Source organism: Nitrospirota bacterium, assembly GCA_016212185.1.
Lineage (GTDB): Bacteria > Nitrospirota > Thermodesulfovibrionia > UBA6902 > DSMQ01 > JACRGX01.
In genome coordinates, this window is the sequence record JACRGX010000044.1 from 34,262 (window position 1) to 58,577 (window position 24,316).

Annotated in this window: 23 protein-coding genes and 1 pseudogene; 2 read left to right on the forward strand and 22 right to left on the reverse strand. The window is 43.2% G+C overall.

The window, feature by feature from the left end; translation table 11 throughout:
* Positions 1-86 precede the first annotated feature (86 nt).
* The 22 genes and pseudogenes from HZA10_04965 to HZA10_05070 all read right to left on the reverse strand — a co-directional run bounded on the left by HZA10_04965 (position 87) and on the right by HZA10_05070 (position 20,005).
* On the reverse strand, positions 87-1,946 hold the full coding sequence (locus HZA10_04965; protein ID MBI5195650.1) for a 2-oxoacid:acceptor oxidoreductase subunit alpha: 1,860 nt from the start codon (positions 1,944-1,946) through the stop codon (positions 87-89).
* A 113-nt stretch (positions 1,947-2,059) separates the two neighbouring features.
* Positions 2,060-2,251: a ferredoxin gene (locus HZA10_04970; protein MBI5195651.1), complete on the reverse strand. Its 192-nt coding sequence runs from the start codon at positions 2,249-2,251 to the stop codon at positions 2,060-2,062.
* A 124-nt stretch (positions 2,252-2,375) separates the two neighbouring features.
* Positions 2,376-6,368, reverse strand: a complete 3,993-nt coding sequence (locus HZA10_04975; protein ID MBI5195652.1) for a GAF domain-containing protein — start codon at positions 6,366-6,368, stop codon at positions 2,376-2,378.
* 496 nt (positions 6,369-6,864) lie between these two features.
* Positions 6,865-8,079, reverse strand: a complete 1,215-nt coding sequence (locus HZA10_04980) for a hypothetical protein (GenBank protein ID MBI5195653.1) — start codon at positions 8,077-8,079, stop codon at positions 6,865-6,867.
* Between the two features lie 10 nt (positions 8,080-8,089).
* Positions 8,090-8,236 (reverse strand): hypothetical protein, encoded by a 147-nt coding sequence (locus HZA10_04985; protein MBI5195654.1) that lies wholly within the window; start codon positions 8,234-8,236, stop codon positions 8,090-8,092.
* A gap of 151 nt (positions 8,237-8,387) precedes the next feature.
* Positions 8,388-9,125 (reverse strand): cytochrome ubiquinol oxidase subunit I, encoded by a 738-nt coding sequence (locus HZA10_04990; protein MBI5195655.1) that lies wholly within the window; start codon positions 9,123-9,125, stop codon positions 8,388-8,390.
* A gap of 51 nt (positions 9,126-9,176) precedes the next feature.
* Positions 9,177-9,575 (reverse strand): Rrf2 family transcriptional regulator, encoded by a 399-nt coding sequence (locus HZA10_04995; GenBank protein ID MBI5195656.1) that lies wholly within the window; start codon positions 9,573-9,575, stop codon positions 9,177-9,179.
* Positions 9,576-9,578: 3 nt separating this feature from the next.
* Positions 9,579-9,998, reverse strand: a complete 420-nt coding sequence (locus HZA10_05000) for a rubrerythrin family protein (protein MBI5195657.1) — start codon at positions 9,996-9,998, stop codon at positions 9,579-9,581.
* A gap of 89 nt (positions 9,999-10,087) precedes the next feature.
* Positions 10,088-10,816 carry an ABC transporter ATP-binding protein gene (locus HZA10_05005; GenBank protein ID MBI5195658.1) on the reverse strand — a complete coding sequence of 243 codons (729 nt, stop codon included), beginning with the start codon at positions 10,814-10,816 and terminating at the stop codon, positions 10,088-10,090.
* A complete protein-coding gene (locus tag HZA10_05010) occupies positions 10,816-11,580 on the reverse strand; it encodes an ABC transporter ATP-binding protein (protein MBI5195659.1) in 765 nt (254 codons plus the stop codon). The genes HZA10_05005 and HZA10_05010 overlap by 1 nt, the downstream gene beginning before the upstream one ends.
* Before the next feature lie 137 nt (positions 11,581-11,717).
* On the reverse strand, positions 11,718-12,794 hold the full coding sequence (locus HZA10_05015) for a branched-chain amino acid ABC transporter permease (protein MBI5195660.1): 1,077 nt from the start codon (positions 12,792-12,794) through the stop codon (positions 11,718-11,720).
* On the reverse strand, positions 12,794-13,681 hold the full coding sequence (locus tag HZA10_05020; GenBank protein MBI5195661.1) for a branched-chain amino acid ABC transporter permease: 888 nt from the start codon (positions 13,679-13,681) through the stop codon (positions 12,794-12,796). Before HZA10_05020 ends, HZA10_05015 begins: the two co-directional genes overlap by 1 nt.
* Before the next feature lie 125 nt (positions 13,682-13,806).
* Positions 13,807-14,730: an HD domain-containing protein gene (locus HZA10_05025; protein MBI5195662.1), complete on the reverse strand. Its 924-nt coding sequence runs from the start codon at positions 14,728-14,730 to the stop codon at positions 13,807-13,809.
* 4 nt (positions 14,731-14,734) lie between these two features.
* Complete coding sequence (locus HZA10_05030) at positions 14,735-15,175, reverse strand: hypothetical protein (protein MBI5195663.1); 441 nt, start codon at positions 15,173-15,175, stop codon at positions 14,735-14,737.
* A gap of 235 nt (positions 15,176-15,410) precedes the next feature.
* Positions 15,411-17,453, reverse strand: coding sequence for a primosomal protein N' (priA, locus tag HZA10_05035; protein ID MBI5195664.1), 2,043 nt, complete (start codon positions 17,451-17,453; stop codon positions 15,411-15,413).
* 140 nt (positions 17,454-17,593) lie between these two features.
* Positions 17,594-17,899, reverse strand: coding sequence for a UPF0175 family protein (locus HZA10_05040; GenBank protein MBI5195665.1), 306 nt, complete (start codon positions 17,897-17,899; stop codon positions 17,594-17,596).
* Complete coding sequence (locus tag HZA10_05045; GenBank protein ID MBI5195666.1) at positions 17,886-18,407, reverse strand: hypothetical protein; 522 nt, start codon at positions 18,405-18,407, stop codon at positions 17,886-17,888. Before HZA10_05045 ends, HZA10_05040 begins: the two co-directional genes overlap by 14 nt.
* Before the next feature lie 99 nt (positions 18,408-18,506).
* Positions 18,507-18,656 (reverse strand): tyrosine-type recombinase/integrase, encoded by a 150-nt coding sequence (locus HZA10_05050; protein ID MBI5195667.1) that lies wholly within the window; start codon positions 18,654-18,656, stop codon positions 18,507-18,509.
* A 66-nt stretch (positions 18,657-18,722) separates the two neighbouring features.
* Complete coding sequence (locus tag HZA10_05055; protein MBI5195668.1) at positions 18,723-19,148, reverse strand: putative toxin-antitoxin system toxin component, PIN family; 426 nt, start codon at positions 19,146-19,148, stop codon at positions 18,723-18,725.
* Positions 19,124-19,363 (reverse strand): AbrB/MazE/SpoVT family DNA-binding domain-containing protein, encoded by a 240-nt coding sequence (locus HZA10_05060; GenBank protein ID MBI5195669.1) that lies wholly within the window; start codon positions 19,361-19,363, stop codon positions 19,124-19,126. Before HZA10_05060 ends, HZA10_05055 begins: the two co-directional genes overlap by 25 nt.
* A gap of 130 nt (positions 19,364-19,493) precedes the next feature.
* On the reverse strand, positions 19,494-19,589 hold the full coding sequence (locus HZA10_05065) for a hypothetical protein (GenBank protein ID MBI5195670.1): 96 nt from the start codon (positions 19,587-19,589) through the stop codon (positions 19,494-19,496).
* A 23-nt stretch (positions 19,590-19,612) separates the two neighbouring features.
* A pseudogene (locus tag HZA10_05070) lies at positions 19,613-20,005 on the reverse strand (hypothetical protein).
* Positions 20,006-20,298: 293 nt separating this feature from the next.
* On the opposite strand from HZA10_05070, the gene HZA10_05075 reads away from it, so the two are divergent.
* Both HZA10_05075 and mfd read left to right on the forward strand, forming a co-directional pair.
* Positions 20,299-21,171, forward strand: a complete 873-nt coding sequence (locus HZA10_05075; GenBank protein ID MBI5195671.1) for a HAMP domain-containing protein — start codon at positions 20,299-20,301, stop codon at positions 21,169-21,171.
* A 44-nt stretch (positions 21,172-21,215) separates the two neighbouring features.
* Positions 21,216-24,316, forward strand: a 3,101-nt coding sequence (gene mfd, locus HZA10_05080) for a transcription-repair coupling factor (protein ID MBI5195672.1), incomplete at its 3' end; no start/stop codon positions are given.

Sequence of the window (24,316 nt, forward strand, 5' to 3'; positions counted from 1 at the left end):
CCTAAACGCTCCCTTTTCTAATTTTATCCGTTTATTTTTTGCAAGTATCAAAGTGTCAAAGTATTAAAGCCTGCCGATTCTATCTACTATTTCCCACATTTTTTTATCTCTTCAACCAACTCTTCAAGCAAAAACTGCCTTCCGTCATATCTGTTAATTTTATTTTTAAATTCATATCCTGTCTCCGCCCTCATAAGGCGGGCAAACTGCCCTGTTGCATTGTTTTCAATGCAAATAGTAAGTTTTGCATTGTTCAGAAGGCTTAAGTAATCAAATTTTTCTGCCCCTATTTTGTCATTCCTGCGCAGGCAGGAATCTATACCTCCTGGATTCCCGTTTTCGCGGGAATGACAAGAGACCGATAATGGAAAGGGATATATTTCGCTGAAATGAAGCATGGCTATTTTTTTAATAGAAAATCCCCCCTCACCCCCCTTTGTCAAAGGGGGGACGGGAGGATTTTCTAAAAAAGCATCCACCACTTCTTTCATAACCCCGTATGTTGAACCCCATCCTGCAATCAATATATCAGGTTCATCATCGCCGTAAAAAACCGGCGGCTCCATTTCCTGCCTGATTAGCGCGAATTTATTAAATAGCCTTTTCTGCACCATCTTTATCCTTGTCTCGGCGTCCTCAATAATATGCCCTTTTTCATCGTGCTCATCGCTGTCTGTCACAACAACGTGCGCCGAATCTCCGGGAAGGCCTAAAGGCGATACGCCTGTTTCTGTAAAGGCATAGCGTTTGTATTCAGAAAGATTTTTAAACGAATCGTCCCTCAGCTTGTAATCCATAAATTTAATCCTGTTTAAATCAAAACCGTCAAACGTCCATTGGGAGTCGGCAAGATACTGGTCAAATAGAATGAATGCAGGTATCTGGTATTTCTCCGCGATATCAAACGCCTTATTCGTAAGGTAAAAGGCCTGTTCGGGCGTGCCGGGCGCAAAGATTACACGGGGGAATTCCCCGTGCGCAGTGTAAAGTGCAAACTGCAGGTCAGCCTGCTCTGTCCTTGTCGGAAGACCTGTGGCAGGTCCGGGACGCTGTCCTAATGCAATAACAACAGGCGTCTCTGTCATGCCGGCCAGGGAAAGCCCTTCAACCATCAATGCAAATCCTCCGCCTGAGGTCCCTGTCATGGCCCTTACTCCTGCAAACGAAGCGCCGAGCGCCATATTAATAGCCGCAATCTCATCCTCTGCCTGTTCAACAACGATTCCGTATTCCTTTTCCTTTCCTGCAAGATAATTCATAATGCCGGTTGAAGGCGTCATGGGATAGGCCGAGTAGAATTTACATCCGGATGCAACTGCACCGAAACCGATTGCTTCAATACCAGAAATAAGCATCTTTGATTTTGATAACGGCGCGGCTGAGAAATTGCATTTAAGACATTGTTTTACGGCATAATCATGCCCTGCCATGACAGCGTTTATATTTGACTTAATTATATCTTCGCCCTTCTTTTTAAAGGTATCCCTTATAATCTCAAATAAAATATCCGGCTCCATCCCCAGCATGCCAAGCACAGCGCCGATTGCAACAGTATTAGCCATCAGCTTATTTCCGCCGTGCTCTACTGCTAATTTTGTAAAGGGAATATCTAAAATCCCCCCACGCCCCCCTTTGTCAAAGGGGGGTGAGGGGGGATTTGTAGAAGCATCATAAATAATCTGTCCGTTTTCTGAGAGTTCTCTTTCATGCAGAACGAGGCTTTCTTTATCAAATGCAACCAGAATATCAATCTTCTTCCTTGAAGCCGCCACGGGCTTATCAGAGAATCTTATCTGAAAAAAATTATGTCCGCCCCTGACACGGGACTCATAATCCTGATGCGTAAAGACATGCCGGCATGCTCTTGAAAATACCTTTGCAAGCGTATCGCCTATGGTCTGGATGCCCTGCCCCGCCTCACCGCATATTTTTATTGAATAATCCATTAATCGCTTATCTCAACCCTGTTTTTGCCTTCATGTTTGGCCCGATACAGCGCTTCATCCGCCTTTTTCTATTATCCCCTCTTTGCCGCCTCCCCCGCTTTAATAGATTTTTTCTATTCTTCTGTTATTGTGATTGCCTGCACAGGACAGATATCTGAGGCTTCGCGGCAGTCGCAGGTATCGCATTTGTCCTCAACTAAAACATATGCCTTACCGTCATCCCTGAGTTCAAAAACTTCAGGGCAGACATCCGCGCACGAACCGCACCCCTCACAAAGGTCCCAATTAACTACTGCCTTTAACATAGTTCCCCCCCTTAACTATAACAAGACCATCTGACAAAGCAATGCTTTATTCCTGATTTTCAAATGCTACCAAACCGTGTATGCCTTGTCAAATGATTTTAGACATAGATATACAGATGTTACTTTACACGGCAGTTTTATTTTCTAAACAATGGAGAAATGCCTCAACTATCTTGGGGTCAAACTGTGTGCCTGCACAGCGTTTTAGCTCTGTGATTGCATATTGTTTTCCTGGAGATGGTCTGTAAGGTCTGTCTGCGGTCATTGAGTCAAATGAGTCAGCAACAGCAAGTATCCTTGCACATAAAGGTATATCCTCGCCTTTGAGCCCTTCAGGATAGCCTTCCCCATCATACCTTTCATGATGAAAGTGAACTCCGAGGCTAACATCCTGTAATTGTTCTATAGGCTGGAGTATCTCGGCGCCTTTCTCTGGATGTCTCTTTATAAGTTCAAACTCCTCATCTGTAAGTTTACCTTCTTTGTTAAGAAGCACATCATAAGTTCCAATCTTTCCAATGTCATGTAACAATCCGCAGAGCTTTATATGTTCTATATCTTTGCTTTTTAAACCCATCTCTTTTGCAATCTCAATAGCAAATTTCGTAACCCTCTCTGAATGACCTTTAGTCCATGGAGATTTAGCATCAATTGCAGATGCAAGTGATGTTATCGTGTTAATCAGCAGTTGTTCAAGGTCTTTGTAAAGCCTTGCATTCTCAAGCGCTACAGTTATCTGTGAAGCAATACGTTCTGCTGCTGATAAATGAGAAGGGGTCAGCCTCCCATAATATATAGAGCCGATATCAAGCGCACCTATAACTTCACCCTTACTGATAAGCGGTATTATAATGGACGATTTAATCCCGAGGGCATTCAGTTCTTTGTGGTATTGACACTCAGTTCTGTCCTCAGATAGATTGGGAATAAATAAAGAGCTGTGTCTAATTTTGATTCTTTCAAAATAAGAATTTTGGGGGTCATAGGCTTTACCTTGGAATTCACCCATACCCCACTCTGAAATCACCTTACACATATCCCCTTCTTCCAGGAGGACTGCCACCCTCTCACAGGGTATTATCCTGCTCGTCAATGCAGTAGCTGTTTTTAAAATATCAGCCCGATTAAGTGAAGCGAGAATCTCCCTGTCAATCTCACTTATAGCCTTTATCGTCTCAATCTTGTTTGACAATTCCATCATCCTCTCAATGGATTCCCTATAGAGTTTGCTGTTTTGAAGGGCTATCCCTATCCCGTCTGTAAGTCCTTTTAAAAGCATTATGTCTTTTGACTCTATGGGTTTAACGTTTTTATAGTCGCAGAATATTCCACCCCTTACCTTCCCACTGAAAGAGATCGGGGCTAATATACCACTGCCTATGTTAAATGTATCAACTAATTCTTTGCTTAAAAGGTCGCTTTCTCGGGCATTTTCAACAATTACGTACTGCCCTTTGAGAACTTTGGTAATTATAGGCATATCTGTTTCTTTAAAAGTTTTTGTTAATAAGATTCCTTCTTCCACAAGACTTAGGCCATATCCTCCTACGAATACAAAACCTTTTAGTTCTTCGTCATACAAAAAGAAAGACGTTCTCTCAAATTTCAGATATTTTGGGACAATATTTAAAATATTTTTTATAAGATCCTTCTCATTAAGACTGACATTCAATGTCTCAACTATTTGAAGGAGAGACTTTGATGTTTCTGCCTCATTTTTTACATTCTCGTAAAGTAGTACATTCTCTATTGTAACCCCTATCTCACTCCCGATCGTTTCAAGAAGGTGTCTCTGCCATTCATCAATAACCGTATCAGGCGGGAGATATGTAAAAAGCACACCTACTATTTTAGCTTTTGATTTTAAAGGCACATTAAAATGGCCATGTAAGGCCATCCCGGAAGGCCGGGTAGTATGCCTTTCATCCTTAAAGCAGTCTGTGGATATTATCGGTTCTCCAGTCTCTGCTACAAGACCGCATAGACACTGTCCAAATTCTATCCTGCTTTCAAGTTTAACAAATTCTTCAGAAAGCCCTTTGTGTGCTACAAGTCTCAGACACTGCTGCCTCTCCTCAACAAGGAATATCCCTCCTTTTGCCTGTATCTTTAAAAAGTCAAAATGAAATAATTGTTCAAGCGCCTCATTGAGGATTGTCTGAAGGTCAAGGGTTTTACCGAGTGTTGTAGAAATGCTGTGTAGAACCTGTAGTTCTAATGTCTTTTTTCCGACAGCCTCCTCTGCCCTCTTTCGCACAATGACACCGGCAAGCGTATGTGCAATTGCGGTAAGAAATGTCACCTCTTTTGGATTGTAAGTATGTCCTTCTTTTACATATACATTAATCACGCCGAGTGTCTTATCCGCGTATACTATAGGGACACAGTAGTGACCATGTGGAATAATTCCGTCATATGTGATTGTATGAAGTTCATCAATATGGTCAGCAAATTGTATCTCCTGTGTTAATGCCGCATTTCCACAAAGGCATCTGCCAAATGGGACCCGAGCACATGCCTTTTGTATCGGCTCGGCAAGTTTGACCTGAGCTTTCATTACCAAAACTCCGGAGCTATTTTCAACAAGGAATATGCCGCCCTTTGATTGGACAATCAGCCATGGGACTGACAGGATAAAGTCAAGTGCGTTCTTCAGTATATCTTCAAGAGAGATATTTCCCAGTGAAAGAGAAAGAATTGCGTTTATCACGCTCTGTGTATCATAACTCTGTTTAAGTTCTTCCTGAATACGTTTGCGATTGGTGATGTCCAATAAAGTCCCTAAAATCGCTGGTCGTCCTTGATATAAGCATTGAGAGCCGTAAACCTCTACGTTGATAATCTCTTTATTTTTTTTCATCCCCCTGAAATTATACTGAATGGATTTGACTTCTCCGGATGTCCGTTTCCGAAGGTTTTCTTCTACAATTGGGTAATCTTCCGGCAGAGTTAGATCCTTTGGTCCCTTTTTGTCTACCAATTCCTCAACTCTATAGCCGAATATCTCAGCAAGTTTTGGATTGACATATTTAAATATTCCATCCTGTATACTGTAGATGCCAACAAGTGATTCCTCTGCTAAGCTTTTAAATTTATTCTCAGATTCCTGTAACGCATCTTCTGCCTGTTTGCGTTCTGTCACATTATTAAGAGAAAAGATTAAAAATTCTACTTCGCCTGCATTGTCCAAAATAGGAGTTAATATCCAGTCCCAATAAGTTATTCCCCATTCAGGATGATCGGGAAAGATAAAAGGTCTTGCAATTGCATGGAAAGGCTCTTTTGTTTCAACCACTCGTTCAAATATTGCCTTGGCAGCAGATGGGTAAAATTCAAAATGGTTATGTCCATAAAATTCCGACATATCGCGCTGGCAGACTTTGGCATATGCTTCGTTGACTCGGATAAAGTTGAAATTTCTATCAAGAACTACTAAAGGAGTAATTATATCTTTGAAAAACGCATCTAATATCCACGTATGTTCAGCCAAAATCTTCTCTGCCTGTATGCGTTCTACAATTTCTCTTTGGAGTTGCTCATTAGACGCTTTTAGTTCAGAGGTCCGCTTTATTACTTCTACTTCTAATTCATTGTGGGCTTTCTGTAATGCCTTCTCTGATTCTCTTGCCGTGCGAATGGGCAGAATATACATCATAAAGAAAATAGCTGATCCAATAAACAAACCAAGCAGCACAGCAATTCCAGTATTTATTAAAAGTGGACGCAAAGATCTCAAAACCTCAACCTTTCCTACTACAACGCCTGATTTAATCAGGTTGTGCGACTTACTCATCACTGGCGACTTTAATATAATGTTACCTCTCTCAGCTATAACCTTGTTATTATTGTTAATGATTCTATATGTATCGTTATACGGCTCTGGATGTTGTGACAGCAGTTCATTAAACCTTTCTTGCACATATGGCCATGTGTCTGGTTTCCTGCCTATTTCATCTGAAATAATACTTGCAAGCATCTCTGCATCTGCTTCAAGATGTGCTTTAATATTTTCATGGGAAGGGACCAAGTAACCTGTTGGGATTATAATAGCAACCAAAAAAGAAATTACTATGGCAATGAAGGTAGTAACTGATGTGATGGTGCTTATATTTTTCATGATTTTACTTTTTAATTCATATTAATTCATAAAACACAAGAGAAAAACTAAATGTTATTGTAACATGAATCCTGCGTGAAAATGTCATTCCCGTGAAGACGGGAATCCAGAAAATGATTGAAAATACTGGATTCCTGCTTTCGCAGGAATGACAAATTGGGTATTTCTTAACCTAACTAAAAGGTAGGTTAAAATTATACCCATAAAATAATGGTTATTAAATTTTCAATACCCCATCCCGAAAGCCTTCGGGACTGTGGGGTATCCTTATACTTCCCTCCCCTTTGACGGGGGAGGGCGAGGGTGGGGGTGATTAAGATGTTTTTTTCACCCTCCCCTTCATCCCCTCCCGTCAAGAGAGGGAAGACTTTAGGATACCCCGCCGTCTCTGCGGCGGGGAGGTTCACTATATGAAATTTCTAAAGTTTGCGTAGAAAATCAGCGATAATGTCACAAAGCAGCTAAAAGTATTTTCAACATCTTCCTTTTCGTTATCTTACAGATAATTTCTCACTGAAATTATAATTCCCAAACCTGCAACAATAACAATCCACATCAAAAGCAGGACTATGCTTGCCCTGCCCCACTTATGCATTGAAGGTGTTGCATCGTACGGCCCTGCCGTTCTGCCGGATTTGTATGCAATTGAAAGGAGATAAGCAATTATTATCAATCCCATTACAAAAGTGCCGAGGAATAAAACAGTGCTTCCCCAGTCAATGTTCAATTTATAATCAAAGATTGAATAACCAAAACGGCCAGCATACTTCATTCTTAAGGCCTCTCTGGCATAAGACATCCCCAAAATGGTCAAAAAAGCTCCGGTTACAGCCGGCACTGCATATTTCAGGGGGGCGTTTTGCGCCTTATAAAGCAATGCCAGCAGTACAATGCCGAGTCCCGCCCCGGACATGAATATCGGATTTGAGATAAAGTTAAACTCGCCGGGCAGACTCAAAAGCCACCAGAAGCCGATAACCGCCTGTAACGCCGTAAAGAGAAATGCCATCTTTGCGCCGATAACGCCGACCCGGTCAAGGTATCCCTTGTCCATGTCCTCCCTCTTTTGAAAATACCATGCATAAAGCATCAGAAAAATCCCTGTCATCGCAAAAGACGGGATAATAAAATGCAGGAATCTCGGAAGCTGAAAGGCATGCAGAGAAGTCCCTGAAGTATTCACGGCATTCCCCTTCATATACCAGCCCAGCCACTTATCAGGCTGAAGGGCCTGATAATTAAGGGCGTGCATGATAATGCCTGCGAGGAAGAAAAGGCCAAAGGCTGTAATGCCGGTTAAAGCAAAGCCCTTTCCCCTCTGGGAATCCCTTTTAAGATAAAATACATAGGTTAAACCATACGCGGTCATCATTATAAAGATGAACCCTATAACCCATACGCCGGAGAGGGCGTTGGACACATACCAGAAAGGGTCATAGACCACCTGAACAAAAAGCAGAGGCGCAACCCCCAAAAGCATTGCCATGGATATATTGGCTGTTGTTGCCTTAACCATTGATTTAGAAAGGCGGCCCCAGAATTCTCCGCCCTTCAGATATCCGTACAAAGATAAAAAAGTCGTCCCGATGGTGAAATTCACAAACATAATGTGAAGGGCAAAAGTAAGCACCATCAGCGCCTGAAAGACTATCGGATAGAATGGTATGCCCATCGGGTCTTGTAATGTCTTCAGCATTGTTGCAATTTCCATGATTTCCTCCTTACCTGTTAAGCGAAACTAAATAGTTTGCAAGGGCGTTTTTTTCCGCCTCTGTCCCGACAAACGGCGGCATATAAAAATATCCGTCCAGACCTTCTAAAAAGCCCTTCATTTCTTCCGCATCTGTAAAGCCCCGCCTTTCAACCATCTGACCAGATACCGGCAAAAAGGACAGCAATTGCTAAAACCGCTGTGACAAGCCTTATAGTCAGGGGTTTTAGATTGGCATATATAAAATAGAACAACAGCAAGACAAAAGATACGATTATCCCTGTCTTAAGCCCTTGCGGGGCAAGCGTCTATATCAGTTCATGCCCTGCTGCCGGGATGGTCTTCAGATACCAGAAAAATGCCGTCCCGCCAAGCAGTAAGCCTGCAATGCCCCATTTAGATGCTGTCTTTATTATAAATTTTCTTACATCTTCATTCTTAAGCCTTGCCGCCGCTGCAATAGCGTAAACTGCTGCAATGGCAAACATCAAAATTGTCCTGACTAAAAGCTGTGACCAATATGTCTTGTTAAAAAATCCGTCAAAGAAATTTCCTGTCTCAATCCACTTCCCGGGTGAAAGCATAAAAGCCAGAATGCCGACGATTACCACCATCGTAGTCCATGAGCCGATGGTAAAGATCCAGCCTATTTTTAAATGGGTTTTTCTATCTACCTTGCCGAACGTGAAGTAATAAATAAATATCCCTGTAACTTCAATTATGAAAAATACCCATTCAGTAGCCCATCCCCAAACATAGTTGTGAATCAATCCCGATATGCCCCTCGGATTGGCGACCGTGGCGGCATACCATATTCCGATACCGCTGAGGGAGCCGAGAACATATGCGAAGACGAGCAGAAGCAGGGTATACTTTTTGACGAATTCCAAAAGCTCATGCCTGTTTTCCCTGTACGCCTTTGTCTCAATAAAGACATTAAAACACATGGCGCTCGTTGAAAGATGAGACGGCAGGATATGAAAGGTTGCAATAACCGCAAGAATAATACCTGCAGTTAAATTTGGCGCTTCCCATATTGGATACATGTTAAATCCTCCTTATACTGTTCAAGCATTAAAAGCTTAAAGCAAATTCTATCACTGTTTTGATAGTCTGGCAAAGTTATTTTTTCTAAGCTCCTGTTCAACTTTTTTACGTATTTTCAGCCAGACAGGATGAACTGCACACCTGGCGCTCAGGCTGCACTTTCTTTTGTCAATTGCGCATATATTTGCCGCCGATTGCCCCTGTATGGCTTCTATTACCTCCAACAGATTGATATTTTGAGGGTTTTTAGCAAGTTGAAACCCGCCTTTAACTCCCCGCACAGAGCTTACAATCCCTGTCTTCATCAGACGCTGAAGGATTTTTGCGAGAAATGACCTGGGAACATGCACTGCCCTTGATATCTCGTCAACACTTGCCAGCCGCCGGGCATTTCGTGACAGGTAAAGAACACAGCGGATAGCATAATCTGCCTTTCTCGTTACAAACATAGCTTATTTGAAAAATCTCTCAAGCAGTCCCTTGAGCATCATCGCATGCCTTGCCTCATCCCGTGAAGACTCGTCAAAAAAATCATGCGCCTCGTCCACATTCACCTCTTTTGCCTTGAGCGCCGCTTCTCTTTTGCCTTTGTTTGCCCCTATCTCTCCGTTAAGCATCTTCTCAAGGTTTTCTTTAGTGCTCTCAGAGATAAGTCCGTTAAGCTCAGCGTATCTGGCGGCATGTTCCGCCTCCTCGGATGCAATCCGCTTAAGGGTCTCAGCTATCTCAGAGTAACCCTGCCTCTGAGCCTGACGCGCCATTGCAAAATAAAGACCAACTTCATGCGTCTCGCCATTGAAATTAGCCGTCACAGCGGCTTCAACCGGGGTGCCTTTGCTTATGCCGAGCATGTTTACATTAATAAGTTCCATCGTTTGCCTCCTTTTTATAAAACAGGACTATTTTAGTCCTATTTTATAAATAATAAAACTTTTTATGATATTTGTCAAGCTGATGCTTTTTATTCCCCCAGATACGCCTTTTTGATGTCAGAATCATAAAGCAGGTCGCCGCCCTTCCCTTCTTTTACAATCTTCCCTGATTCCAAGACATACGCCCTGTGAGCTAATCTCAAGGCCGCCTTTGCATTCTGCTCCACAAGCAATATCGTAAGCCCTTCTGCATTGAGTTCTCTAATCGTCTTAAAAATCTTTCCTACAATAATTGGCGCAAGCCCTAAAGAAGGCTCATCCAGCAAAAGCAGTTTCGGCGCTGACATGAGCGCCCTTCCGATTGCAAGCATCTGCTGTTCCCCTCCGCTCAATGTACCTCCGGGCTGCTTCTGCCTTTCCTTAAGCACAGGGAAAAGCTCAAAAACAGTTGCCAGTTGACTGTTGACAGTTGACTGTCTTCTGTTAACCGTGAACTGTTCACTGTTCACTGAGTACGCTCCCATCTCAAGATTTTCCATCACAGTAAGTTTTGGGAATATCCTCCTTCCTTCAGGGACCTGTGAAATTCCCCTTGCAACAATTTTATGCGGAGGCATGCCGTGTATTTCTTCGCCTTTAAAAATTACAGAGCCGGTCTTTGGTTTTAACACCCCGGATATAGTCATCAGGGCAGTGCTTTTGCCTGCGCCGTTGCTTCCTATGAGGCATATGATTTCACCCTTATCCACATAAAGGTTAATGCCCTTGACAGCCTCTATGTTCCCGTAAAATGTGCGTACGTCTCTAAGTAAAAGCATCAGAAAATATGTTCCTTCCCCAGATATGCCTCTATTACATCATGGTTGTTTTGTATTTCCCCTGGATTCCCTTCTGCAATTTTAATTCCGTGGTCCAGAACAACAATATGGTCGGATATGCCCATCACAACCTTCATGTCATGCTCTATGATTATCACAGTCTTGCCCCATTCCTTTATTTTTTTTATCAAATTCATTAATTCACTGCTTTCCTGCGGGTTCATGCCTGCCGCCGGTTCATCAAGCAATAGGATTTTAGGCTCTGTCGCAAGCGCCCTTGCAATCTCAAGACGCTTCTGGCCGCCGTAGGGAAGGCTTTCAGCAGGCATATCAGCATAATCCTGTATGCCGGCAAATTCAAGATACTCATAAGCCGTTGATCTTATCTCAGCCTCTTCTTTTTGGAATTTTCCTGTACGCATCACTGCTGTTATGATTCCTTCTTTTGAACGGGTATGCTGGCCTATCATCACATTTTCCAAAACGCTCATGCTGCCGAATATGCGTATGTTTTGAAAGGTCCGCACAATTCCCCTTGCGGTTATTTCACAAGTTTTTTTGTCTGTTATGTCCGCGCCCTCAAAAAATATCTGCCCTTTTGATGGAGGATAAAAGCCTGTAAGACAATTGAAAAGCGTTGTCTTGCCTGCGCCGTTAGGCCCGATAACCCCAAGAATAATACCCGGCGCAACTTTAAAGTTCACCTGCTCAACTGCCTTAAGCCCGCCGAATGTTTTTGTCAGTTCCCTTATCTCTAATATCATTGCCTTAAACTATTTGAACAATTTTCTAAAAGTCCATATTCGTTGTCATTCCCGCAAGCGAAGCGCGTCGGGAATCCTTCATTAAAAATGATTCCGGACAAGCCGGAATGACAAATAATACTGAATTTATTTTTAAACTATCTGTTTTTAATAAGCCCCCCAGGTCTGAATACCATCATGAGCACAAGTCCGGCGCCGAGCGCAAGCATTCTGTAAAGCTGAAATTCTCTAAGCATTTCAGGCAGAATAATAAGGATAAATGCGCCGAGAATCACGCCCGGGATGCTGCCGAGCCCGCCAAGTATAACCATGCAGGCGATTAGGACAGACTCCATGAATGAAAAACTTTCAGGCGACACAAACCGCATCTTGCCTGCAAAGAGCGCGCCTGCAAGCCCGGCCCAGAATGCGCCGAAGGTAAACGCAAGAAACTTGAAATTTGTATTGTTAATGCCCATGGCTTCTGCCGCTGTTTCGTCCTCTCTTATGGCAAGCCACGCCCTGCCGGTCCTTGAATAATAAACGCGTCGGACCACAAACACGGCAATAATGACAAAAATCAGCACGAGATAGTAATAATGCATAAGCGTATTCAGTTTAAATCCGAAGATAAACGGCGCCGGTATTCCTGTAATGCCGTTAGGCCCTTTTGTAAGACTGTCCCAGTTATTTAATATGAGCCGTACAATCTCACCGAAGCCGAGGGTCACTATTGCCAGATAATCGCCCCTCAGCCTTAATGCCGGAAATGCAAGTATAAGCCCTGACAGCGCTGTGATAATTACTGAAAGAGGAAGCGCGCTCCAGAACCCTAACCCTGCCCTCGTTGTAAGAAGGGCGCAGGAATATGCGCCAACTGCGTAAAAGGCGGCAAAACCCAGATTTAAAAGTCCGCTGAATCCGAGGACCACATTAAGCCCAAGCGCAAGTATGATGTAAATCCCCGCAAGGATAATAACGTCAATGTAGTAATCATTAAGAAAAAGCGGCAGGGCCAGCAGGATAATAATACTCAAAACATATGCGGCCTTCTTGTTAACGGAAATCTCCGGCAGTTTGATTTTTCTGAAATGCACAGACAGCCGTTTAATTATGACAAATGCGCCGTAAGCAAGACAAAGTCCCGGAAACAGCAGCAGCGCGCCTTTTGTTCCCATAAAAGGAGTGCTTAAAAAAGAAATCCAGAGTATGAATAACACTATTTTATTTTTCATTACGATTTTCCCAGCAGACCTTTGGGTCTTATCAGAAGTATGATAATTAAGACCACAAACGCATAGGCATCCTTGTATTCGCTTGAAAGAAAACTTGCGCCGAGGCTCTCTATAATCCCCAGCACAAAACCTCCTAATATTGCGCCGGGAATGCTCCCGATGCCTCCTAACACAGCGGCGGCAAATGCCTTTATGCCAACAATATAGCCTATGGAATAATTGACAAGCCCATAATACATAGCTACCATCAGACCCGCCACTGCAGCAAGTCCAGAGCCGATTATAAATGTAACAGAGATTATCCTGTCAATATTTATTCCGAGCAAAGAAGCCATGACCTTGTCCTGAGCCACCGCCCTCATGGCTTTCCCGGTCTTTGTCTTCATGACAAAAATGTGAAGTAATCCCATGAGTAAAAGAGACGTGATGATGATAAAGACCTGAAGAGTAGTCATTGTTGCATTAAAAAATTCAATCCTGTGCGTCTCTAAAATATGCGGGAATACCTTATCGGTCGCGCCCTGAGTGAGCATTACATAATTTTGCAGAAAGATTGACACCCCGATGGCGCTTATCAGGGGGCTTAACCGAGGGGCATTTCTTAAAGGCTTGTACGCAAGTTTTTCTATCGTAAAACCATATGCCGAACAGAAGAAAACCGAAAATATAAATGTCAGCAAAAGTGAAAGAGTAAGGCTGTACTCGGTAAGCCCCAGAGTCGTAAACACGCCTAAGAATATTATCCCTAAGTATGCGCCTATCATATAAATTTCGCCATGGGCGAAATTTATCAGCTCAAGTATGCCGTAAACCATTGTGTAGCCGAGGGCAATGAGCGCATAGACGCCGCCCACCGTAAGCCCATTGATTACCTGCTGGAAAAACATAGGGCAATTTTAACAAAAAACCTGTGCCATAATCTATGGAAAGATATTTTAGTATGATATAATATTCGGAAGAATTTGAGCTTTGCGTTAATTACTTCAGAAACAGCAAAAAGTAATCCTATCTGCTATTTTTCTTCGTCGGCGAGGATGCCGTAAACGTTGTCCTTCGGGGGTGTGCCTCTTTTCTCGTCAGAAACCCTGCACTCGCTGTAGCTGGGTCTGTCCTTGCGGTTATAAGCCACCAATGCCTTTACAATATCCCTGCTTATTTTATTCTGCTCTGCCAGCATTGTCATCTCCTCAATTGCCGTCCGGTTATTAAATGCAATGGGGCGGTAAGGTCTCGGCGATATAAGCGCATCATAAATGTCGCTTACGGCAACAATTTCAACCATCCGGTCTTTAAGGGATATGCCGCGCGGATAACCCGAACTGTCCTTTCTTTCATGATGGTACCTGGCAACTGCAGAAAAAAGGTGCCCTGCATCTTTAAGATAATAACTCAGCAATACAAAGCCCGCTGTCGTATGATGTCTCAGAATATAAAGCTCATCTTTTGTGAGCGGAGTGGATTTTTTTAAAATATCAAGCGGGACGCAGATTTTGCCGAAATCATGAATAGGCCCTGATGTAACTTCCCTGATGCGGTCATAATAATCCGATACCAGATCAACCGCCAGGATGGAAGAAAGGGCAAATACCATAAGAATATGCCTGTAGGTATAAAAATCATTTGTTTTAAAATAATCTAATGACTGAAGAACCGGCATAGAAAGCCTGACGCTTTCCATTAGGCTTATGATGCGGGAAATCTGCCCGCCATGGGCAAAGATTGTGTCATAAGGCGGGATATTCAAAAATTCATGGAGATCCTTTTTTACTGAACCGTACCCCATAAGAGAGTATTCCCGATAGGGCATGTCCCTGTTTGATGAAATAAGGGCGTCCAATGCCTTTTCTGAAAGCGCACTGCCTGCAGGAAGCAGGAGTTGATTTTCCAGAGTATGAACAGGGTATTGAAGCGTAAGTTCTTTATGCCTGCCGCTCATATGCTTATTCCTCAAATTTCTGCGCCTTGACAGACAGATAATATGCAGCCATCAGGGTTATAATAACTGCGGCGCTCAGCCCTGTTTCATAAAGTTTTTCAACAGGGGTATGTTCCATAAGGGAGGCCTGCGCCTCTATCAAAAGTATCCTCCTTACCGCGGCAATTATGCCGATTGCAAGGAAGGGTCCCAAAAGGAATTTCTGTTTCTTTAAAAACCTGATAACAGTCCAGAGAAGTTCAAGAATGATAAGCGACAGCAGGACATCGTTTACAAGGGCGATTATTGCAAAGCGTGACGGCTCCATTAAATTCAGGAAAGCATAATACATTATAAATCCGCAGGCAGTGAGAAGCAATAGCGCAGCTATTATGTGGAATATTACGTCTATCTTAACAAGAAATCTCCGGAGCGTTTCTATCATATCCAGCTTACCCTGTTCCATGATGCTGTTATTTTATATCAAAATCCTGCTTTTATCTATAAAAAAGCATACCCGTTATTTACTAAGGAGTTTATAAGTAAAACCACATAGTTTGTCATTCCTCCCGAAGTTTCGGGATCGGGAATCCTTCTTCGGAAAGATTCTGGACAAGCCAGAATGACAAACATAGACAAGCCGGCATGACAGTAATGATTACAGGAATGTGGCATTACTTATGACCGCATTAGTAAAACCCTCACATGAGATTCACAGGGTCCACGTCTACGTCAGTTTTCATATCCTTAATATCCTCTACAGCATCCAAAATCTCAAGCGCCTTTTGCCTTAAAGATTTTGAAGCGCTTCCCTTAAGAATTAAATGCCACCTCCAGAGGTTTCTGATTTTTTCAACAGGCGCAGGGGCAGGCCCAAGTATTTCTATCCCCCCTGCTCCCCCCTTTGCCAAAGGGGGGGCCGGGGGGATTTTTCTTATCCTTCCTGCAACATTCTTCATTGTTTTTGCCGCGCCCTCTTTATTTCTGAAACTGAAAACAATCCTGAGCAATCTGCCAAACGGCGGATAGAACAGCTCCTTTCTTAACCCTATTTCTTTTTCGTAGAATCCCTGATAATCATGGTTTCTTACGTAGTCAAAAATATAGTGGTGCGGTTCATATGTCTGGATGTATACCTTACCGGCAGCTTCGCCCCTGCCAGCCCTTCCTGCAAGCTGAGTGAAAAGCTGAAACGCCCTTTCTGACGATCTGAAGTCAGGCAGGTTCAATGCGATGTCTGCAAACACAACAGCAGACAGCGTTACTCCGGGAAAGTCATGCCCCTTGGCAACCATCTGAGTGCCCAGAAGCACATCAAGCTTTTTATTTTCCATGTCTTTCACAATCCTGTAATGCGCGAGCTTTTTCCTTGTCGTATCATGGTCCATTCTTTTTAATGAGATTTCCGGGATAAGGCTGTTTAACTCTTCCTCAACCCTCTGCGTACCGATGCCAATGTGTTTTGTTTTAGTGCCTTTGCATTCAGGGCAAACGGCGCGGGGAATTAAAAACGAACCGCAATAGTGGCATTTCAGGGTCTTTGTGTCTTTGTGATATGTGAGAGTGATACTGCACGCAGGGCATTTATAAGTATGTCCGCAGTCCGTGCACATGAGAAACGGCGAATATCCCCTCCTGTTAAGCATTATGAGGGACTGATGACCGCGGGACGCATTATCTTTCATGGCGCATAATAATTTATCCGAAAAAATCCACGTCATTTTATCCGCTTTTGTCATGTCTATGATTTCCACAACCGGCATGGGCTTTTCTTCCACGCGGGATTTAAGCTCCAGATATTTAAACTTACCCTTCTTTGCATTATAAAAAGATTCCAAGGAAGGCGTGGCTGAACCTAAGATTATCTTTAGGCCCTCAAGTTTGGCGCGCGCAAGCGCCACGTCCCTCGCATTGTATTTAAACCCTTCAAATTGTTTATACGAGGTTTCCTGCTCTTCATCAACTACAATAAGCCCTAAGTTTTGAAAAGGCGCAAAAACAGCGCTCCTTACGCCGATGGCAATCCTGACTTCGTTGTTTTTTATCTTCCGCCATTCTGCTAATTTTTCTCCGGGCGTAATCCCGCTGTGAAAAAATGCAACCTCTTTATCAAAGCGGCTCCTGAACCTGTCTATGAACTGCGCCGTAAGGGCGATTTCAGGCACAAGCACAATGGCTTGCTTATCCGCGGGAAGCGCCTCAACCGCCCTGATATAGATTTCAGTTTTCCCGCTGCCTGTAACGCCGTGCAGGAGAAACGCCCCTGACTGCACGCCGTTAATCTCAGTCAGCGCCCTTTTCTGTTCAGGGGTCAGGGTGAAGGTTTTTTCCGTCACTATATTTTCATCATAGGTAATCCTGACTTTGCCGCTTTTCCTGCTGTCAAGAATGCCCTGCGGCACTGCATTTTTAAACGCCAGCCCCGCTGTTGAAAGGTAATACTGCCCGGCCCACTGAATCAGTTTCAGTAAATTTTCAGGGATAAGCGGTTCGTCGTCCAGAACATCCTCAATAGTTTTGAGGGGTATGTCTTTTTTGTCATTGCGGGGAGTTCCGATAATCGGAACTCCCCGCAATGACACCGAAGCGTTTTCTCCAATCCCAACAACTATGCCGGCTTTCTTTGATTTCTTAAACGGCGCAAGCACACGAACACCGGCTTTGATTTTCTGCTTAAGTTCTTCAGGAACTAAATATGTAAACGCCTCCGCGTTTATGGGGAATAAAATATTAACCTGCATCATATGCCTGCCTTCTCAAAATAATACCCTCTCATGTCAAAGGATAACATTTCAAACTGTCTATTTTCCTGATGCGTTTTATGGCAAACAGAGGCAGTGGTTTAACGATTAACCGTAGTTATGCAAAAAAGGTATATTTCAGGCTACTGCCTTAATCTGCTTTTTGCAAAAGATAAAGAAGAGGATACTGGAATATCACGTTTGTCAAGTTCTGACTGGAATTCCCAATAATCAAGATTGCACATTTCAGCGGCTTTTCTGAAGGGAAGCCCTTCCTGAAATTTTTTGACTGCAAGGGCAATTTTTTCTTCAGATAAAGATTTCTTTATGAGCTGTCTTATTGCAGTAGACCTGTCTTCTTCAAGCGCTTTTGCAAACTCATCTATTCCCCTGAGCAATTGCTTTTCCATCATTATATTTGTTCTAATCAACTCTTTAGCTTTTGGCATATTTTTTACCCTCCATTGAATAAAATTCTGCGATTGCTGATGTTATTCTTTTTTCTACGACAAGATTTTTAAGAAAAAACTCATAATCTTCAAATTTCATAATTTTAGACCGAAGTCCTTCAAGGAGAAGGTCGGGAGAGGCGCTTACCTTGATGCCTAAAGACGCTGCAATTTTGCCCAAGCCGTCGTCATTTGTAATTATTTCTAATATTTTCTCCTGCACGGCGGCTGCCATTACTGCCTCATCGCCCGCGGCAAGATTTTTGCTTACCCTCTCTTTTATAAGATTTAATGAAAACTCCTTAACAGCGATGTGCCTGATATTATTATCCTTGATGAAATTTTTAATTACAGTTGCATCAGTTAATGATTTTTCCTCTCCCTTAAGAACAGTCTCGCCGTATACGGTTTCCGGAATAAGAATTTCTCTTTTCAACTTCTTTAGAATTTCAAGGAAATTGATTTTTGCAAGCGATATTAATGTTGAGGTGTCAATAACTGTTTTCATGGATATTATTTTATAATATTTAGTGTGTATTAGTCAAGAAAACATTTGCAGCCTAAATTACATGCGAGGCAGGTCCTTATTCCTTTGTGTTGATGTATATTAAAAATCCAGCGGACTCTTCATCTCTTTTACAGTTTTGCTCGGCATGCAGTGAGTATAAATCATAGTAGTTCTGACGTCACTGTGACCGAGAAGCGTCTGGATTGTCCGTATGTCGTAATTTGCCTGAAGCAAGCAGAAGGAACGGATTGGGGTTAGGTCTTGTTTCTTGCATTTTTAAAGTTTATATAAAGACACTTCCCGCATTTTTGCAACTTAAATCATCTTCAAAAATTCCGCGGCTGCGATTATTCTGACAGACTTGTACTTGCCAATATTCAGCAAATCATTATCTCCACTGACGATAAAATCTGCAGATGAAGCTAAAGCGCAGGCGATGAATTTGTCGTCAGCAGGGTCCCTGCAAACGCCGCTGATTTTATCCGAAATCTCTACAACCTCAAAAAAAGGCAAAACTTCTTCCTCAATAATCATCTTAATCTCCCGACCTGTCAAAGAGAATTTCGGATATTCAAGAACAGTGCGGAATTCTTCAAAGGTTTCTCTTGAAAACACGGGAGCAATCCTGCCCTTTTCCCATAGATCAGCTATTTTTGATAATTCGCCTTTAAAAATCAGGGCTGATACCAGTATGTTGGTATCAAGAACAACTTTTTTTACCGCTTTTTCTTTCTTGCCCAAGCTACTGCCTCATCCACATCTGTCCCGTTAATGCCGAGTTTTTTCATCTTATCCCTTATGCCTGAAAGCGTCATATCCGCAGGGGTTATCCTGACCGGCAGAAGAACTATTTTTCTGTCCTTTACGGAAACGTCAAAGTATTCAGTATTGGGAAACGACTTGACGATTTCCTTGGGTAATGTAAGCTGGTTTTTTGATGTCTTCTTTGCAAGCATGTTTCCTTACCTCCTTACTATAAGGATACATTACTAATCTTAAAAATGCAAATAAACCTCTCTGCAGTCCCGATGTTTCTGTACCGGGCATCTTTATCCCCCCTACCCCTGCCTACCGGCAGGCAAGCTCTTAACTTTTTCTCCTCTTCCACCACTTCTCTATCTCCACTGCAAAGAAAATCACCGATGACAATGCAAGTGTTAGCAGCAGTTCACTCAGCGTCAATGGCTCTGTTTTAAATACAGTGTTCAGCGCAGGGCAGATAAAGTTTCAGGCAGGCAGTTCCTCATCACAGTTGCAGAAGGCGCCGCCATTGCCTTAAGCGCCGCCATTGCCTTTTCCGCACGTTATTCCTGAACAAAACCAATAGCCGCATTAAGGACCACAATTACAACTATGGCGATGGTATCAGATAATTCTCCTATGAATCCGGAAATAACTGCAGCTGCAATGAGGACCAGTATCATGAAGTCATTGAACTGGTCCAGGAACATGGCCAGGGGTGTCTTTTTCTTTTTTTCTATTAATTCATTGGGGCCGTATTTATTCAGGCGTTTCTGTGCTTCTTCAGGGGAAAGCCCGTTTGATGACGACTGCAGATGTTCAAGGACATCCTCTATGTTTTTTTGATGCCAGCGCATAAGTCTTTACCTTTTGAAAATTATAACAGGTTGCTGAAAAAGTTTTTTGCTGTGCCCTGCAAGCAGGGCCTGCAGAAAAAATGATATAATACTTCATACGTTGTTAAATGGATAGCGCGCGTATTCCCCGTGGTCTTGCCACTGGGTCAAGCGAGCGCATATGATAAAGAAATTCCTTACATTAGATTCTCTGTGGTCTTGCCGCAGGGAATATCAATTTGACAAGTATAGTTTTTTTGAATAAACTTTAAGAAATGCCAAGCAATTTAATTGTAATACAGAAAGGAAGATAAATGCATCTGAAGATACGCACAAAACTGCTTTCCGGTTTTTTTGCCATAATATTTCCGTTCCTGTTCATCATCGGCATTATCATAGTATACAACCAGAATGCGCTTAACAATGCCTTTAAGACTCTTGAAATCATGTCTATAGAACTGAACACCATACATGATCTCCGCTCGGCAATGGAAATGGGCTTGATGCCGGGCAACGATTACCTTATAACCGGAGATAAGCGTTATATTGAGAATTTTCACGGCTATGCCGAGGATATAGAGGAACGCTTGAAAGATGCAACCGATATATTAATCCGCCTTGAGAAACTGGAAGTTTCCGAAGGAACCGAAGAAAAGGCAATACTGAATGAGGAAAGGATAATATTATCCGAGGTCAAAACCGCATGGCAGAATATGAGAGAGCTTTCCTTGAAGATATTTGAACTCCCTAATCCGATTGGCAATAGAACTGCTGCAAAACTTATGGAGGAGATGGATTATAAATGGGTCTACCCTGCCGCTGAACGGCTGAATAAATGGCTCGCAATAGATTCAGAGGAATATAATGAGGCGTTGAATATAGTCAATAATGTATGGGAAAGATCCTGGATAATCATGTTCGCCGGCTTTACCGTACTTGTCGTGGCAGGCGTTTTATTTTCATTTTACTTTGCCGAACAGTTTGTAAAACCCATAAATACCCTCAATGAAATGGGCCACGCCGTAATCAGCGGCAATTACAAAAGCAGGGTTGACGTTAAGTCAGGCGATGAACTTGAACAGCTTGCAGCCGCAATGAACAAAATGGCCGAACAGATTGAATCGCTGCAGTCTACCGCTGAAAATATGATTGTTGTGGGACGGCAGAAGGCAAAAGATACTAATTAACAAAAATCCGGTAAATAAGAAATCATATTTTTACATCTTAAGCAGTGCCTTTTAATTTTTCCATTTTCTATAATGCCGCACACTTACTTGAAGAAAGAAAAGTAAAAGGCTTCACATCGCTTCAAGGCTCCTCAGGCGCCCTCCTTTTTGCATTGATAACCAAGCCGTGCCTTCTTGTCTGCCCTTCTGAAAATTCAGCGGCGGAATTTTACTCAGACGCCGTTTTCTGGGCCAGGGCGCTGAAGGCCGGAGAGCCGCTGCTCATACAGGGCCAGGAGGACCCGCTGAGGCTTAAAAACCTTAAAAATTTTTACGAAAAAAATAATACAGGCATCATTACATCTGTTGACGCAGCGCTTTCACCTACATGGAAATTAGACGGATTTCCGCTGATAGAAATAATGAAAAACACAGAAATCAACAGGGACTCGCTTATTGAACGGCTTAAGGATTCAGGTTATCATCCGGTATCTGTTGTTTCAGCAGAGGGAGATTTAAGTGTAAGGGGCGGTATCGTGGATGTCTTTCCGCCCGGAGAGGAATTCCCTGTAAGAGTAGAATTCTTCGGGGACTCAGTTGAATCTCTGAGGTTTTTTGACACAGGCACCCAGAGGTCTGTTAAGGAAATAGAACAAATATCCATAGGCCCTTCGGCTGAACCGGATAAAGGGCCCTGTCTGCTTGACGCCTTATCCGGCAGGATTTTGATATTAAACGAACCCGATGACACTAAAAGACAAAACCCCGGATTCATTCAGGCCGTCCAAAGTCAGGAGCCTGTTTGTTTTACATCACTTCCCCTGCAGGGCGAAGGCTTTGATTTAAATATCAGCGGTACAGGCGGTTTCGGACTGCTGCGTGAAGAAAGAGCTTCACTTGAAGATTTTGTTAAAAGAGCCGGCGAACTTAAGCAAAAGTACTTTATCATGACAGTTTGCCCGTCCGCAGGACAGGCCAAAAGGCTCAGGGAATTGTTTTCAGAAAAAGAAATAGAAGCGCCGGTGCTGTCAAGCGATACCGCGGTAAAATATTCCCGCAGTCCGGTTATCACCACCGGTGAATTAAGCAGGGGTTTTGCGTTTAAAGAAATTATCGTTCTTACGGAAAGAGATATCTTCGGGGAGCGTCCTGCATTTAAGCCGGTTAAGCAGTCAAAAATTTCACAGCTCTTATCTTCTACCGAAGAATTACAGGAAGGCGATTATCTGGTTCACAAACAGCACGGCATCGGCAGGTTTCTTTGCATTCAAAGGCAGAGGGTAGGAGATTACGAAGGCGACTTTTTGATAATAGAATATCTCAGCGGAGGCAAGCTGCACATACCGCTTGAACGCATTGACCAGATTCAGAAATATCACGGCCCTGAGGGCGTCATTCCAAAAATGGATAAACTCGGCGGCAGGACCTGGCAGAAAACAAAACAAAAGGTCAGCGACAGGATAAGGGACATGGCGGAGAAATTGCTGAAACTCTATGCCAGACGCACTTCAGATAAAGGCTTCGGCTTTTCTGCCGACACAGAACTCCATAAGGAATTTGACGGATTTTTCCCATATGAAGAAACCCCTGACCAGATTACTGCCGTTTCAGGGATAAAGCAAGATATGGAAGAGCCCGCGCCTATGGACAGGCTGCTTTGCGGAGATGTCGGGTACGGAAAGACAGAGGTGGCAATGAGGGCGTGTTTTAAAGCAGTTTACGATTCCATGCAGGCCGCGGTCATTGCGCCCACTACTATCCTCGTAGAACAGCATTACAACACCTTTACCGCAAGGTTTTCAGCCTTTCCGGTCAGGATAGATTTCCTCAGCCGTTTTAAAAGCAAGGCTGAGCAGACACAAACCCTCAAGGCGCTTGCCGCAGGTGAAATAGACATAATCATCGGGACGCACAGGCTGTTAGCCAAAGATGTAACTTTTCATAATTTAGGGCTTTTAGTCATTGACGAGGAGCACAGATTCGGCGTTACGCACAAGGAGAAATTAAAAACATTAAAGACCAATGTTGACGTCCTTTCGCTTACAGCCACGCCGATACCGAGGACGCTTCATATGGCGCTTTCAGGGATAAGGCAGATGAGCGTTATAGAGACCGCGCCCGAAGAAAGGCTTGCAGTAAAAAGTTTTGTCGTCCGGTTCGGGGCGCAGGTAATCAAAGATTCCCTGCAGAAAGAACTGCAAAGAGGCGGGCAGGCCTTTTTTGTCCATAACCGTATTGAAGACATTTACAAAATGGCCAAATTCATAAGCGAACTTTTACCCGAAAGCAAGGCGGCAGTGGCGCATGGACGAATGAGCGAAAAAGAGCTTGAAGGCGTCATGAGGTCCTTTATCACAAAAAAGGCTGATATCCTTGTATCAACCGCCATTATCAGTTCAGGGCTTGATATACCAAATGCAAATACAATAATCATTAACATGGCGGATAAGTTCGGGCTTGCCGACCTGTATCAGCTTAAGGGCCGGGTAGGACGTTCAAACGTCAGGGCTTATGCATATTTTTTAATACCCGGAGAAGATGCAATAACCGAGGGGGCCAGAAAAAAACTGCTGGCAATTCAGGAGATGAGCTATCTTGGCGCAGGCTTCAGGCTTGCCTTAAAAGACCTTGAGCTAAGGGGCTCGGGCAACCTGCTTGGTCCCGAGCAGTCGGGACATATTGAGGCAGTCGGATTTGATCTTTACATTGAAATGCTTGAACAGGCCGTATCAGAACTCAAAGGGGAAGAAGCGCCGCCTGTAATTGAACCCTTCTTAGACCTTAATATCCCGGCCATGATTCCTGAAAGCTATATTGAAGACCCTACGCTCAGATTAAGCGTTTACAGAAAAATTGCTTCTGCAAAACATACCGGCGCCCTTATCGGCATTTTAACTGAAATGAAAGACAGATTTGGCAAGCCCCCCGAACGGACATTGAGACTCCTTGAAGTGATGGAGCTTAAGCTTGCGGCAAAAAAATTCTCAATAGTCAGGATTCAAAATACAAACGGAAAAATAAAGATTATTTTCACATCTGAGACCGGCGCTGCGCCGCAAAAAATATTTAATCTTTACAGGGGCAGGGAAAAATACCTGAAGTTTCTTGAAGCCGGCGGTATTGAGCTTGATCTGCGGGGAAAAACATGGGAAGAAATTTTCTGGAA

Coding starts and splice junctions, on each gene's coding strand:
- HZA10_04965 (MBI5195650.1), bottom strand. CDS start 1,946: ATGGATTATTCAATAAAAATATGCGGTGAGGCGGGGCAGGGCATCCAG.
- HZA10_04970 (MBI5195651.1), bottom strand. CDS start 2,251: ATGTTAAAGGCAGTAGTTAATTGGGACCTTTGTGAGGGGTGCGGTTCG.
- HZA10_04975 (MBI5195652.1), bottom strand. CDS start 6,368: ATGAAAAATATAAGCACCATCACATCAGTTACTACCTTCATTGCCATA.
- HZA10_04980 (MBI5195653.1), bottom strand. CDS start 8,079: ATGGAAATTGCAACAATGCTGAAGACATTACAAGACCCGATGGGCATA.
- HZA10_04985 (MBI5195654.1), bottom strand. CDS start 8,236: ATGGTTGAAAGGCGGGGCTTTACAGATGCGGAAGAAATGAAGGGCTTT.
- HZA10_04990 (MBI5195655.1), bottom strand. CDS start 9,125: ATGTATCCAATATGGGAAGCGCCAAATTTAACTGCAGGTATTATTCTT.
- HZA10_04995 (MBI5195656.1), bottom strand. CDS start 9,575: ATGTTTGTAACGAGAAAGGCAGATTATGCTATCCGCTGTGTTCTTTAC.
- HZA10_05000 (MBI5195657.1), bottom strand. CDS start 9,998: ATGGAACTTATTAATGTAAACATGCTCGGCATAAGCAAAGGCACCCCG.
- HZA10_05005 (MBI5195658.1), bottom strand. CDS start 10,816: ATGCTTTTACTTAGAGACGTACGCACATTTTACGGGAACATAGAGGCT.
- HZA10_05010 (MBI5195659.1), bottom strand. CDS start 11,580: ATGATATTAGAGATAAGGGAACTGACAAAAACATTCGGCGGGCTTAAG.
- HZA10_05015 (MBI5195660.1), bottom strand. CDS start 12,794: ATGAAAAATAAAATAGTGTTATTCATACTCTGGATTTCTTTTTTAAGC.
- HZA10_05020 (MBI5195661.1), bottom strand. CDS start 13,681: ATGTTTTTCCAGCAGGTAATCAATGGGCTTACGGTGGGCGGCGTCTAT.
- HZA10_05025 (MBI5195662.1), bottom strand. CDS start 14,730: ATGAGCGGCAGGCATAAAGAACTTACGCTTCAATACCCTGTTCATACT.
- HZA10_05030 (MBI5195663.1), bottom strand. CDS start 15,175: ATGGAACAGGGTAAGCTGGATATGATAGAAACGCTCCGGAGATTTCTT.
- priA (MBI5195664.1), bottom strand. CDS start 17,453: ATGATGCAGGTTAATATTTTATTCCCCATAAACGCGGAGGCGTTTACA.
- HZA10_05040 (MBI5195665.1), bottom strand. CDS start 17,899: ATGCCAAAAGCTAAAGAGTTGATTAGAACAAATATAATGATGGAAAAG.
- HZA10_05045 (MBI5195666.1), bottom strand. CDS start 18,407: ATGAAAACAGTTATTGACACCTCAACATTAATATCGCTTGCAAAAATC.
- HZA10_05060 (MBI5195669.1), bottom strand. CDS start 19,363: ATGCTTGCAAAGAAGACATCAAAAAACCAGCTTACATTACCCAAGGAA.
- HZA10_05075 (MBI5195671.1), top strand. CDS start 20,299: ATGCATCTGAAGATACGCACAAAACTGCTTTCCGGTTTTTTTGCCATA.